This window comes from Lysobacter gummosus, from assembly GCF_001442805.1.
Lineage (GTDB): Bacteria > Pseudomonadota > Gammaproteobacteria > Xanthomonadales > Xanthomonadaceae > Lysobacter > Lysobacter gummosus.
Genome location: NZ_CP011131.1, coordinates 2,531,993 through 2,546,010 on the forward strand (window position 1 = coordinate 2,531,993; position 14,018 = coordinate 2,546,010).

At 66.8% G+C, this 14,018-nt stretch carries 5 protein-coding genes; all 5 read left to right on the forward strand.

Features of this window, described 5'->3' with window-relative positions; all coding sequences use genetic code 11:
• The first annotated feature begins 139 nt into the window (after positions 1-139).
• The 5 genes from LG3211_RS10530 to LG3211_RS10550 all read left to right on the forward strand — a co-directional run bounded on the left by LG3211_RS10530 (position 140) and on the right by LG3211_RS10550 (position 13,667).
• Positions 140-1,930: a cholesterol oxidase substrate-binding domain-containing protein gene (locus LG3211_RS10530; protein ID WP_083512447.1), complete on the forward strand. Its 1,791-nt coding sequence runs from the start codon at positions 140-142 to the stop codon at positions 1,928-1,930.
• Between the two features lie 576 nt (positions 1,931-2,506).
• Complete coding sequence (locus tag LG3211_RS10535; protein WP_083512448.1) at positions 2,507-5,416, forward strand: TonB-dependent receptor plug domain-containing protein; 2,910 nt, start codon at positions 2,507-2,509, stop codon at positions 5,414-5,416.
• Positions 5,417-5,536: 120 nt separating this feature from the next.
• The gene (locus tag LG3211_RS10540) at positions 5,537-7,984 is read left to right on the forward strand and encodes a GH92 family glycosyl hydrolase (protein WP_057942805.1); all 2,448 of its coding nucleotides are present in this window, start codon (positions 5,537-5,539) and stop codon (positions 7,982-7,984) included.
• A 198-nt stretch (positions 7,985-8,182) separates the two neighbouring features.
• Entirely contained in the window at positions 8,183-10,597 is a 2,415-nt protein-coding gene (locus tag LG3211_RS10545; RefSeq protein WP_083512449.1) for a family 20 glycosylhydrolase, read from the forward strand.
• A 166-nt stretch (positions 10,598-10,763) separates the two neighbouring features.
• The gene (locus LG3211_RS10550; protein ID WP_057942807.1) at positions 10,764-13,667 is read left to right on the forward strand and encodes a TonB-dependent receptor plug domain-containing protein; all 2,904 of its coding nucleotides are present in this window, start codon (positions 10,764-10,766) and stop codon (positions 13,665-13,667) included.
• The last annotated feature ends 351 nt before the right edge of the window (positions 13,668-14,018 follow it).

Here is a 14,018-nt window from a genome sequence, read left to right on the forward strand (position 1 = left end):
AATCGTTGTATCGCGATCCGCGAATGCGAGCACGCAGTCCGCGCGAGGTCGCAATGCATCGCCGACCGACCGAACGCCTCGCGATCCGCGCGGCGACACCCCCATGCCTGTTCCCTCACCGCCACAGCGGAGCGACGCCATGTCCAACGATTCACCTCACGATGCGATCAACGACGATCATTCCGCGCCGGACGCCGATCGGCACCGCCGCCGCTTTTTGGGCCAGGCGCTGGCGATCGGCGCGGCCGGCACCGGCGCGGCCTGGTGGCCGGCGTTCGCGGTCGATGCGGCCAGTGCGCTCGCGACCTGCGCCGCGCCGCCGGCGTTTCCCGCGCAGATCCCGTTGTTCCAACAGGCGTATCGCAATTGGTCCGGAGAGATCCAGATCGATGCTCTGTGGACCTGCTCGCCGCGCAATCCCGAGGAAGTGGTCACGGTCGTCAACTGGGCACGCCAGCACGGTTACCGCGTGCGTCCGCGCGGAATGGGCCACAACTGGTCGCCGCTGAATCTCGCCCCGGATCAGACCTGCGCCGAGCGCATCGTGATGATCGATACGCTCACGCATCTGAATCGGGTGGAGATCGATCGCGGCGCGCAACCGGCGCGGGTGACGGCGCAGGCCGGCATCTCGATGCAGGACTTGCTCGCGCGCTTGGAAGAAGCCGGACTGGGTCTGGCGCATATGCCGGCGCCCGGCGATCTGAGCCTGGGCGGCGTGCTCGCCGTGGATGCGCACGGCACGGCGGTGCCCGCGCTCGGCGAAACCAGACAGAGCGGACACAGCTACGGTTCGCTGAGCAATCTGGTGTTGTCGCTGACCGCGGTGGTGTGGGATGCCGCGCGACAGGCGTACATGTTGCGCAGCTTCCGTCGCGACGAAGCCGATTGCGCCGCGTTCCTGGCGCATCTGGGCCGCGCCTTGATCGTCGAGGCGACTTTGCAGGCCGGGCCGAACCAGCGCCTGCGCTGCCAGAGCAACGTCGGTATTGCGGCGAGCGAATTGTTCGCCGCGCCCGGATCGACGGGCCGCACCTTCGCGAGTTTTCTCGACAAGTCCGGACGCGTGGAAACCATCCATTTTCCGTTCACGCGCAATCCCTGGCTCAAGGTGTGGACGCTCACGCCGGACTTGCCGCCGATGGTGCGCGAGGCCGCCACGCCGTTCAATTACCCCTTCTCCGACAGCATCCCGCCGGAGCTGACCGACCTGATCTGCGACATCAACCTGGGCGATGTCAGCCGCACGCCGGCCTTGGGCGCGTTGCAATACAGCCTGGTCAGCGCCGGCCTGATGTTCACCGCGAGCTTCGACCTTTGGGGTTGGTCGCGCAACCTCATGCTGTACGTCAAACCGAGCACCTTGCGCGTCACCGCCAACGGCTACGCGGTGATCACCTCGCGCGCGAACGTGCAACGGGTGGTGCACGAGTTCGTGTCGTTCTATCAGGCGCGCGCCGAAGCTTATCGCGCGCAAGGCAAGTTCCCGGTCAACGGGCCGGTGGAAATACGCGTGACCGGGCTGGACCGCGCGGATGAAGTCGCCGTGCGCGGCGCGGTCGAACCCTTGCTGTCGGCGGTGCGGCCGGTGCGCGACCGGCCCGAGTGGGACTGCGCGGTGTGGCTGGATCTGCTGACCCTGCCGGGCACGCCGCAGGCCGAGCCGTTCTATCGCGAAGTCGAGCAGTGGGTGTTCTCGCAGTTTTCCGGCGAGTACGCCTTGGCGCGGGTGGAGTGGAGCAAGGGCTGGGGCTACGACGCCGTCCATGGCGCGTGGAGCGATGCGGCGGTGATCGGGCAGAGCATCCCGAACTCGCTGCGTTACGGGCAGGCAGCGGATTCGGCTTGGGACGCGGCGGTGGCGATCCTCAATCGCTACGATCCGGCCCGGGTGTTTTCATCGCCGTTGCTGGACCGGTTGTTGCCTTAACGCCGTCTGCAAAAACACTTGAACGACGCCAGCGTCGATGAAGCCTCTCTCCCGTTTACGGGAGAGAGGGGTTTGAGGGCGCGGGCTGGCGAGGAAATCCTGGCAATCGCATTCGCGCCTGCGGCGCTCTTCCCCAGCCCTCTCCCGCAGCCGGGAGAGGAGGGACCCCGCATCACTGCCGCGACGCAGCAAAGTCCCGGCTCCGCCTGTTCCCCGCGCAGCGGTGGATTCTCGTCAGGGCCCGACGCCTGACCGGTCAGTCTGCCAACGTGGCACCCATCGCGCCGCCAGATTCGGCAAAACAACCACTTAGCGTTCCCGCCTGCCGTCGGCGCGCGGCCGGGAGCGGCCCGACTGTGCCCTAGCACAGGTCTATTGCTGCGCCGCGTCATGCAACGACAGGCCCGATTGTGGTTAATTTAGATCGATCCAATTTGGGGATTGGATGTGCCGGAGAGGTCCTGAGGGGGCGCTTCGGCGTTTGGCCTTAGATCGAGAGAAATCCGTTTCCAGTGTATTTCGGGACCACGGACCGGTCGCCATTGCAGTCCACTTTCCTTGGGGAGCACCGCGAAGATGAGACATTCCACCCTGCAACGCAGCGCACTGACCTGCGCCTTGTTGTCGGCCCTGTTTGCGCCTTGGGGGGCGCAGGCGGCCGCCGATCAGCCCGACCAGGCCGATCAAGCGCCGGCCGGCGCCGAAGCCGGCCAGGCCGCCGCCGCACGCAAGCCCACCGAGATCGACAAGGTCACCGTGACCGGTTCGCGCATCAAGCGCGCCGAGATCGAAGGCCCGGCGCCGGTGTTCACCATCACCGCCGCGCAGATCGAGAAGGAAGGTTTCAACACCGTCTACGACGCGCTGACCACCTTGACCGAAGCCATGGGCACGGTCGAATCCGATATCGCCTGGGGCCAGCACACGGTCAACGCCAGTCCGTTGAACCTGCGCAACATGGGCCCGGGCCGCAGCCTGCTGCTGATCAACGGCCGCCGCGTGGTCGATTACCCGCTGCCGTACCAGGGCAAGAGCAACTTCGCCAACTACAACAACATCCCGACCGCGATCGTCGAGCGCATCGAAGTGCTGGCCAGCGGCGCTTCGGCCATTTACGGCTCCGACGCGGTCGCCGGTGTGATCAACGTGATCTTGAAGAAAGATTTCCAGGGCGATCAGGTCAAGGTCCGCGGCGGTACGTCCACGCGCGGCGGCCGCGACGCGATCGATCTGTCCTGGGCCGGCGGCCGCAGCGGCGACAACTGGAGCGTCACCTACGCGCTGCAGTACTTCAAGCGCGAAGCGCTGCCGGCCGGCGAGCGCGAGTTCATGGATTCGGATTTCGACGCGCCGCCGCAGTCGCTCAATCCGCAGGACCGCAAGGTCGGCATCCTGCCCTCGGTCGGCATCCGCATGTTCAACGCCGACACCGGCGTGCGCATGGCGCCGCCGCCCGGCGCCTGCGACCAGTTCAACGGCGAGTTCTTCCTGCAGAACCGTCGCACCTACAACCGCAACACCAACACCATCAGCAACACCGGTTGGCAGTGCGGCCAGAGCGCGGTGTTCCAGCACTGGACCTTGCGCAACGGCAGCGAAGACCGCTCCGGCTACGTCTACGCCAACTACGATTTCGAAAACGGCATGCAGGGCTGGGCGACGCTGGGCGTGTGGAGCTCGCGCGGCACCAACATGACCTTCATGCCGGCGTGGAGCTCCAACGGCAGCTATTTCGACAGCGGCGTCGGCGCGAATCTTGACCTGGTGCGCTACTTCACGCCGCAGGAAATCGGCGGCGCCGAGAACGGCTACACCCATTCCGACGAGTTGTCCTGGGATCTGTCGGCCGGTCTGCGCGGCAAGTTCGGCGAGCGTTTCGACTGGGACTTCAGCATCGGCCGCGCCGAATACCGCGTCGATGAAAAATTCCCCGCGATCCTGACCGCCGAAGCCGATCGCTATTTCCTCGGCGCCAACCGCGACCGGGTCGATCAGGGCCGCTTGTGGAACCCGATCTCGCCGCAGGATTACGCCTCGATCACCACTCGCGGCAAGAACCGCGCCGAATCCTGGCTGAGCTCGGCCAACTTCATCGTCAGCGGCGACCTGTTCGAAGGCTGGGCCGGCCCGATCGGCTTCGCCGGCCAGCTCGAAGCGGCCAAACAGGGCTACAGCCTGGCGCCGGATCCGAAGTCGCTCGGCGACAACCGCCTGTACGACCAGACCGCCAACATCGACCTGGGCTCGGGCACGCGCAATCATTACGCCGCCGGCGTCGAGTTCAAGATTCCGCTGCTGAAGTCGCTGACCGCCTCGGTGGCCGGGCGCTACGACAAGTACGACGCGGTCTCCGGCGACGCCGCCAGCACCTACAACGCCGGCCTGGAATGGCGTCCCTTCAGCAATCTGCTGGTGCGCGGCACCTATGCGACCAGCTTCCGCGCGCCGGACATGCATTTCGTCTACGCCACGCCGAGCACCTCGGTCGCGGACCAGACCGATTACCTCAGCTGCCTGCGCGCGGGCCAGCAGGGCAATTGCACCTGGGACGCCGGCTTCAAGGTCGAGGACGCGGACATCTCGCGCCAGGGCACGCCGGATCTGAAGTACGAAACCGGCAGCTCGTGGACGGCCGGCTTCGTCTGGGACATCGCCGACGGCCTGTCGGTGTCCACCGACTACTGGCGCATCGAACTTGAGGACGAGATCGACGACGTCGGCGCCAACGACGTGCTGCTGGACGAGGCCTACTGCCTGACCGGCAAGACCCCGACCGGCGAAACCCGCCTGAGCCCGCCCAGCGCCGACCGCTGCAAGCTGCAGCTCGGCCGCGTGACCCGCGGCGCCGATCCCGACGGCGCCGGCCCGCTGCTCGGCCCGGTCACCGAAATCCGCACCGGCCCGATCAACCGCGCCGCGCGCAACGTCGAAGGCATCGACGCGTCGTTGAAGTACCGCCTGAACACCCAGCGTTGGGGCGATTTCAGCTTCGGCTTGAACTACACCAACCTGCTCAAGCTGGAAACGCGCACCGACGACAGCGAACAGATGCAGGAAAAGCGCACCGGCGAGCCGCGCAGCAAGTTCCGCGGCAGCGTCAACTGGCAGCGCAACAAGTGGAACGCCACCGTCTACGCCGACCGCGTCGGCAGCGTGCCCAGCGTGCGCTTCGGCGGCTGCCGCGAGTTCGCCGACGGTTACGTGCCCAGCTCCGACAACTGCGTGGACAACGATAGCGCCAGCCCGACCTACGGCCAGAAGACCGAGAAGTACTGGGGCCGCGTGGGACCGGCGATCACCTGGAACGTGAGCGCGGGTTATCAGATCACCGATAACGCCAAGATCAACGTCTACGTCAGCAACCTGTTCGACGAAGTCAACGAAGACAAGGATCCGTACAAGAAGGACTTCGCCTTCATCGCCGATCGCATCTTCAGCCCGGTGGGTCGCGAGATCGCTCTGGAATACGTGTTCGACTTCAAGTAAGCAACGCCGCGCCGCGGCGGCCGCATCGGGCCGCCGCGGCATTAGTTCACTCTTGCAGCAAGGACTCCACACACGATGGCTGGCACTCCGGTTCGACGCAGGCGCGGTACGGTTTCCACGATGGGCACGGCGCGCTCGCTCGCCAGAATCGGGCCCCTCGCCGCGGCGTTGGGCCTGGTGCTGGTGTGCGGATCGGTCGCGCAGGCGGCGCAGGCCGCGCGCGATCCGGTGCGCGAGGTCAACACCTTCATCGGCAGCAAGGACGACGGCAATACCTTTCCCGGCGCCTCGGCGCCGTTCGGCCTGATCCAGGTCAGCCCGATCGGCGATCACTACAGCGGCTGGCGCTACGACGATCCGAAGATCCGCGGCTTCGGCCACTCGTTCCTGTCCGGCGCCGGTTGCTGGGAGCAGGGCGGCGTGTTGTCGGTGCTGCCGACCACCGGCGAGATCGGTCCGGGCAAGCGTTTCGACACGAAGGAATTCAAGTCCTTCGATCAGAAGACCTACGCGTCGTCGTACAGCCACGACGGCGAAGTCGGCCAGGCCGGCTACTACAAAGTGCGCCTGACCGGCGAAGCGGCCGGCGACATCGACGCGGAAGCCACCGCGCTCACGCGGGCGGCGGCCGAGCGCTACACCTTCCCGGCCGGAGCGAAGCAGGGCACGATCCTGGTCAACACCGGACAGGCCAACGAGCGCCATCTGGTGGTCGGCAGCACCGTGCAGGTGGTCGGCGATCGCGCGGTCGAAGGCCGCATCACCACCAAGAGTTTCTGCGGCGGCCAGCAGTACACCACCTGGTTCCGCATGGAGTTCGACCGTCCCTTCGCCAGCCACGGCACCTGGGACGAAACCGGCGGCCATCCGGGCGGCAGCAACAGCATGCAGGGCGACACCCGTCCGCACGGCGCGTGGTTCACCTTCGATACCGCCGGCGGCCGCGCGGTGACCGCGATCAGCGCGATCTCGCACGTCGATGCCGAAGGCGCGCGGCGCAACTTGCGCGACGAGGGCAGCAAGGGCGGCAAGCCGCTGAGCTTCGATGCGATGCGCAAGCAGGCGCAGGACATCTGGCGCAAGGAACTCGATTCGGTGCGCGTCAGCGGTGGCAGCGGCGACGACCGCACCGTGTTCTACACCGCGCTGTATCACTCGCTGTTGCAGCCGTTGACCGGCAGCGACAGCGACGGTCGCTATCGCGGCTACGACACGCAAATCCACAAGGCCGAGGGCTGGACCTACTACGAGTATTTCTCGCTGTGGGACACCTATCGCTCGCAGAACCAGTTGCTGGCCATGCTGCGGCCGCAACGCGCGCGCGACATCGCCAACTCGGTGCTGAATATCCATGAGCAGAACGGCTGGCTGCCGCGCTGGGGCTACGCCAACTACGACAGCAACGTGATGACCGGCGATCCGGTCACTCCGTTCATGGTCGATCTGTGGCGCTTCGGCGCGCTGGAAGGCCGCGAGCAGCAGGCCTATGCGGCGCTGCGCGAAAACGCCTACGGCACGCCGCCGGCGCTGGTGCGCAGCAATGGCCGCGCCGGCAATCCGAGCTATCTCAAGGACGGCTTCGTCCAGTACGACCGCGCGTTCCCGGCCAAGAGCATGGACGTGGACCCGCACCACGGCGGTTCGTCCACGCTGGAGTACGCGCTCGGCGATTGCTCGCTGTCGCAGATGGCGCAGGCGCTGGGCAAGAACGACGACGCTGCGACCTTGCGCGAACGCGGCCGCAACTGGCGCAAGGTCTGGGACAACGACGCCGCCGACGCCGAGCTTGGATTCAAGGGCTTTCCACGTCCGCGCCTGGACGGCGGCAGGTTCTATTCGGAAACCGACGGCACCTACAGCCCGCGCTCGCACCACGGTTTCCACGAAGGCACCGCCTGGCAGTACCAGTGGCTGACCCAGCAGGACGTGCCCGGCGTGGTCGCGGCGATGGGCGGCGCGGAGCAGACCGGCAAGCGTCTGGATGCGTTCTTCGCCTACGACGCGTTGCTGGCCGATCCGCTGAACGCCGCGCGCAAGCAGTGGGTGGTCGGGCCGTACAGCTACTACAACCAGTACCGCTACAACCCCAACAACGAGCCCGATCTGCACAGCCCGTGGATGTACACGCTGATCGGCCAGCCGTGGAAGACCGCGACCGTGCTGCGCTCGGCCCAGGCTTTGTTCACCAACGCGCCCAACGGCGTCACCGGCAACGACGATCTGGGAACCATGTCGGCCTGGTATCTGTTCAGCGCGATCGGTCTGTACCCGGCGGTGCCGGGCAGCGGCGAACTGCTGCTGCACACGCCGCGTTTCGAGAAGGTCGAACTCGATCTGGGCCAGGGCAAGACCCTGACCATCGAGGCGCCCGGCGCGGACGGGCGCGGCCTGCAGTACGTGCAGTCGGCGAGTTTCGACGGCAAGCCGCAGGACAAGGTCTGGCTGGATTGGATCGCGCTGCGCCAGGGCGGCACCTTGCGGTTCGCGTTGGACAAGACGCCGGCGGTGGGCGGGTGGGGGACCAAGGCGGAGGCGTTGCCGGTTTCGGCTTGCGCTTCGCCGAAGTGAGTAGGTGAGTAGACCCGCGCTGCCTCCCAGAAGCCGTCATTCCCGCGAACGCGGGAATCCAGCGACTTTCGGGCAGTTCGTGGCAAGACACTGGATTCCCGCGTTCGCGGGAATGACGGTAGGAAGGAAGACCGCGACCGGACGTTGCGCTGAGTGTCGCAGCCGGTCGATCGAAGCAACAGGAAGGGACGAAGCTCCATGAAAGACGCATTGGCCAAATCAGGACGAACCAAACTGCATGCAGCGGTGCTCGGCCTGCTCGGCGCGGCGATCGGCGTGGTGCCGCTGGCGCAGAACGCGCACGCGGCGGCGACGAATGCGCCCGCGGCCAATGCCGGTTCCGCCGTCCTCGCGCCCGAACTGGTGCCGCTGCCGGCCAAATTGCAGCGCGGCGACGGCGAGTTCGCCCTCGACGGCGCGGTGACGATCTACGCCAACAATGCCGAAGCGCGCGCCGTCGCCCATCTGCTGCGCGATGAGCTGACCGCGACCCAGGGCCTGCAACTGCCGCTGCGCAGCGGCGCCCCGCAGGCGCGCAAGGGCGAGGCCGATCCCAGCCGCTACGTGCAGTTCGTCGCCGAGCCGGTCGCCGCCAACGCCGATGCGCGCGCCAATGAACGCTACTCGCTGGAGATCACCGCGCGCGGCATCCGCCTGGCCGGCCCGCCGGCTGGTTTGTTCTACGGCTATCAAACCCTTCGCCAGCTGCTGCCGGTGGCGCGCGGCGCGCAACCGCTGCGCGTGCAGGCGCTGAGCATCGAAGACCAGCCGCGCTTCGTCTATCGCGGCATGCACCTGGATGTGGGCCGGCATCTGTATTCGCTGGCCTTCATCAAGCGCTACGTCGATCTGATGGCGCGCTACAAGCTCAATACCTTTCATTGGCACCTGACCGAGGACCAGGGCTGGCGCATCGAGATCAAGCGCTATCCCAAGCTCACCAGCATCGGTTCCAAGCGCAAGGAAACCGTGCTCGGGCGCAACATCGAGCCCTATGTCGGCGACGGCCAGCCCTACGGTGGTTTCTACACCCAGGACGAAGTGCGCGAGGTCGTGGCCTATGCCCGCGCCCGCCACATCATGGTGATCCCGGAAATCGAGATGCCGGGCCATTCGCTGGCCGCGCTGGCCGCGTATCCGGAACTGGCCTGCACGCCGGGTCCGTTCGAGGTCGGCGGCAACTGGGGCGTGTACGACGACATCTACTGCCCGAAGGAAGAAACCTTCAAGTTCCTGGAAAACGTGCTCGACGAAGTGGTCGCGCTGTTTCCCGCGCCGTTCGTGCACATCGGCGGCGACGAAGCGCCGAAGACGCGCTGGAAGAGCAGCGAGGTCGCGCAGGCGGTGATGCGCCGCGAAGGCCTGAAGGACGAACACGAACTGCAGAGTTACTTCATCCAGCGCATGGAGAAGTTCCTGCATTCGCGCGGCAAGCGCATCATCGGCTGGGACGAGATCCTGGAAGGCGGCCTGGCCGCTGACGCGACGGTGATGTCCTGGCGCGGCGAAGCCGGCGGCATCGCCGCCGCGCAGCAGGGCCACGACGTGATCATGACCCCGACCCAATGCTGCTACTTCGATTACGGCCAGGGCCCGGCCGCGCACGAGCAGTGGAACCTGGGCGGCGAACTGAGCCTGGACAAGGTCTACGGCTACGACCCGGTGCCGAAGGTGCTCGACGCCGCGCAGGCGCGGCATGTGCTGGGCGTGCAGGGCAATGTCTGGACCGAATACCTCAAGACTCCGGCGATGGTCGAGTACATGGTGTTCCCGCGCCTGCTCGCGCTGGCCGAGGTGGCTTGGACGCCGCAGCCCGATCGCGACTTCGGCGACTTCCAGCGACGCCTGCGCGGCCAGTTCCCGCAACTGGATCGCGAGCGCGTCGGCTATCGCATTCCCGCGCCGCAGGGCCTGGCCGATGCGCTGCAGATCGAGCAGGGCGACGCGCGCGAGTACAAGCACCGCTTCACCCTGACCCCGGCCGTGCCCGGCGCCACGATCCGCTACACCCTCGACGGCAGCGAACCGGGCGAGGGCTCGCCGGCCTATCAGGGCCCGATCGAGATCGTCGTGCCGCTGGACCAGTCGCGCGAACTGCGCACCGTGACCGTGCTCGCCGACGGCCGCCGTAGTGGGGTGCACAGCGCCAGCGTGCGTTATCGCAGTTATCTGCCGGCGATCTCCAAGCCGGCGCGCGCCGCAACCGGTCTGGGATATCGCGTGTACGAAGGTCTGTTTTCCAGCCTGGACGAATTCGAGCGCGCCGGCTCGCCGGTGGCGCAGGGCGCGGCGTCGTCGCTGGACGTGCGGGCCTTCGGCCGCAAGAACCGTTTCGGCGTGCGCTTCGAGGGCTTCATCGAAGTGCCGGCCGACGGCGTGTACCGCTACGCCTTGCAAGGCGACGACCGCTCGGCCTTGTACATCGACGGCGAACCGGTGATCCGCAACGAAAGCTACGACCAGACCGTGGTCGCCTCGGTGCCGCTGCGGCGCGGTTGGCATCGCCTGCGCATCGACTGGTATCAGCGCGAAGGCGGGTTGGCGCTGCGCCTGCAATCGGCGGCGCCGGGCCAGGAACTGCGGTCGCTGGACGCGCGCGGGGCGGTGCATTGAATGGCTTCGTTCAAGCGCGCGAACCAAGCCGCAACAGATGTCGCGACGGGATTTTTTTTGCTGTGATTTTAGATCGATCCAAATCGGGCGGCGCGGAGCACGCCAGTCCCGCACACACGAACGTAACCTTGGCCGAGGGTTCGGCCGCGATTGGGAGGGGTAGCCAGTGAGCCAGCATCAGAACCGCAAGCCGAGCCAAGGCCATGCATCGCAACAGATTACCGGCCGTTCGCGCGGCTTCGCGCATCGCAACGTCCTGACCGCGGCGACGCTCGCGGCCTTGTACCTGCCGCTGCTCGCGCAGGCGCAGGACGCAGCGCCCGCCGCGGCGGGCGAGGTCAAGGCGATCGACAAGATCACCGTCACCGGTTCGCGCATCAAGCGCGCGGAAATCGAAGGCCCGGCGCCGGTCACGGTGATCACCACCGAGCAGATCAAGCGCGAAGGCTTCGCCAACGTGTACGAGGCGCTGAGCTCGCTGACCGAAGTCACCGGCTCCGTCCAGGCCGACGTCAACAAGGGCCCCACGCCCAACGCCAGCCCGCTGAACCTGCGCAACCTCGGCCCCGGCCGCACGCTGCTGCTGATCGACGGCCGCCGCGTCGCCGACTATCCCTTGCCCTACGAGGGCCGCGGCAACTTCGCCAACTTCAACAACATCCCGATGTCGGCGGTGGAGCGCATCGAAGTGCTGGCCAGCGGCGGCTCGGCGATCTACGGCTCCGACGCCATGGCCGGCGTGATCAACATCATCATGAAGAAGAACTTCAACGGCGACGAGGTTCGGATCAAGGGCGGCACCACCACCCGCGGCGGCGGCGATTCCTACGACCTGTCGTGGACGGGCGGGCGCACCGGCGAGAAGTGGAGCGCCACCTACGGCGTGCAATTGAGCGGCCGCGAAACCATCTTCGCCGGCCAGCGCGGCTTCCTCGCTTCCGATCTGGAGCCGGCCGCCACGGTGAAGCCGCTGGTCAACGATCCCTGGCCGTGGGTGTGGGGCGTGGAGCTGATCGACACCGGCGCCCGGCGCCGCGTCACCCCGCCGGCCGGCGCCTGCGACCGCTTCCAGGATCTGCCGCAGCACAACTTCCTCGGCAACGACGGCAACGCGCCCGAGTTCCCCGGCTACAGCTGCTCGCAGTCGCGCGGCAACTCGCTGTGGAGCCTGCGCAACGGCTCGGACAACCGCTCCGGCTTCGGCAACTTCACCTACGACTTCGACAACGGCATGCAGGCCTGGGTCAGCGCTTCGCTGTGGGACAGCGACGGCGAGTCGCGCCAGGACGAGGCGCTGCGCTTCGAACTCAACCGCGGCGGCGCGTTCTACGACCAGAACACCGGCCGCAGCTATCAGGCGCGCCGCGCCTTCACCGTGCCCGAAGCCGGCAGCCGCGATCCGTTCCTGTTCAACACCAGCGAGCGTTCCTGGGACCTCGCCGCCGGCCTGCGCGGCCGCTTCGGCGAACGCTTCAACTGGGACGCCACGGTCGGCCGCACCGAGTACAAGGTCGACTTCAGCTTCCCGGGCATGCTGCAAGGCGCGGTCGACAGCTACTTCCTCGGGCCGCAACTGGGCACCAACAACGGTTTGCCGGTGTATGCGCTGGACCAGGGCAAGTTCTGGTCGCCGATGACGCCGGACACCTTCCGCCAGCTCACCACGCGCGGCAAGAGCAGCGCCGAATCGTGGATGAACCAGGCCCAGTTCGCGGTCACCGGCGATCTGTTCGAGCTGCCGGCCGGCCCGGTCGGCTTCGCTGGCGTGATCGAAGCCGGTTCGCAGGGCTACCGTCTCAACCCCGATCCGCTGACCTTCGGTCCGAACAAGCTCTACGACCAGCCCGGCGGCACCAACCAGGGCGGCGGCGAACGCAAGCGCTACGCCGTGGGCGTCGAGTTCAAGGTGCCGGTGTTCAAGACCCTGGACGTGACCACGGCCGGCCGTTTCGACCGTTACGACGACGATGCGCGCAAGGAGAGCAACTTCACCTGGAACGCCGGCATCGAGTGGCGTCCGATCGAAAGCCTGCTGGTCCGCGGCGCCTACAACACGACATTCCGCGCGCCGGACATGCACTACCTGTTCGCCACCAGCGGCACCGGCACTCAGGAAGACTCCGATGTGGCCACCTGCATCAACCGCGGGCTCGGGCCGGATTGCAGTTCGCAGGCGTTGTACTACCGCCACAACATCGCCCGCACCGGCAACCTCAAGCTCGACAGCGAGACCGGCAAGTCGTGGAGCGCCGGCCTGGTGTGGGACGCGGCGGAGAACCTGTCCTTCAGCGCCGACTACTGGCACATGACCATCGACAACCAGGTCCGCGATTTCGACATCGCCGACATCCTCGACCTGGAAAGCCAGTGCCGCAACGGCCGCACGCGCCGCGCGAGCGATCGCATGCAGGTCACCCCGGGATCGTCGACGTGTCAGGACATCGTCTCGCGCGTCACCCGCAGCGCGCCGGGCACCAATTCCTTCGGCGTGGCCGATCCGAACTATCCGCTCGGGCAGGTGGTCTCGGTGTTCAGCGGCCCGATCAACATCGCCTACCGCGAGGTGGCCGGCGTCGATCTGACCGCGCGCTACAAGATCCCGGAGACCCGCTTCGGCGATTTCAGCTTCCAGTTCAACTACACCAACCAGCTCAAGAACAACGAACAGCGCGACCCGGGTTCGCCGATGCAGGAGAACCGCGACAAGGAAGTGCGCACCTTCGCCCGCGCCAGCGCCAGCTGGAGCCGCGGCCCGTGGAACGCGACCTTGTTCGCCAACCGTATCGGCCACGTCAACGGCGACAACTACAACGAGTGCGCACCGATTCTGCCCGGCCAGACCGACACCACCTGCCATATGGTCGGCAAGCTCAAGGCGCCGGTGTATTTCAACCTGACCGCGGGTTATCAGCTGACCGAGCAGGCCCGGGTCAACCTGTACATCGACAACCTGCTCGACGAGGCCGACTACAAGGACCCGTACAAGAAGTTCTTCGCCTACGCCAACGAGCGCGTGTTCTCGCGCGTGGGTCGCGAAATCTCGGCGGAGTTCGTCTACAAGTTCGATTGATCGCGACACATCGGTATCGAGCGAGCGGGCCGCCCGGGCCCGGTCGATCGGCGGTAACCCCGCGGCGGAACTTGCGCGCACGCCCTCCAGTCGGGCGCGCCGGTTGCGTCGCGGACCTCCCGGGCAAGGCGGTGTACCCCTCAAGACGCGTTTGCAATGCGCGTTCGCGAGGACTTGTCCGGTATCGGATCGGGAGCGCGGGAAGCGCGCTCCCGCTTTTTTATCGCGCAGTCGTGAAGTCTTTTGTGGGAGGGGCTTCAGCCCCGATGCCTTTCGCTCCGATCGCACCGTGACCGGAACTGCAAATCGCTATCGCTCACCCGTCATGCCGCTGTCAGCGCCGCTATCGTT

Coding starts and splice junctions, on each gene's coding strand:
- LG3211_RS10530 (WP_083512447.1), top strand. CDS start 140: ATGTCCAACGATTCACCTCACGATGCGATCAACGACGATCATTCCGCG.
- LG3211_RS10535 (WP_083512448.1), top strand. CDS start 2,507: ATGAGACATTCCACCCTGCAACGCAGCGCACTGACCTGCGCCTTGTTG.
- LG3211_RS10540 (WP_057942805.1), top strand. CDS start 5,537: ATGGGCACGGCGCGCTCGCTCGCCAGAATCGGGCCCCTCGCCGCGGCG.
- LG3211_RS10545 (WP_083512449.1), top strand. CDS start 8,183: ATGAAAGACGCATTGGCCAAATCAGGACGAACCAAACTGCATGCAGCG.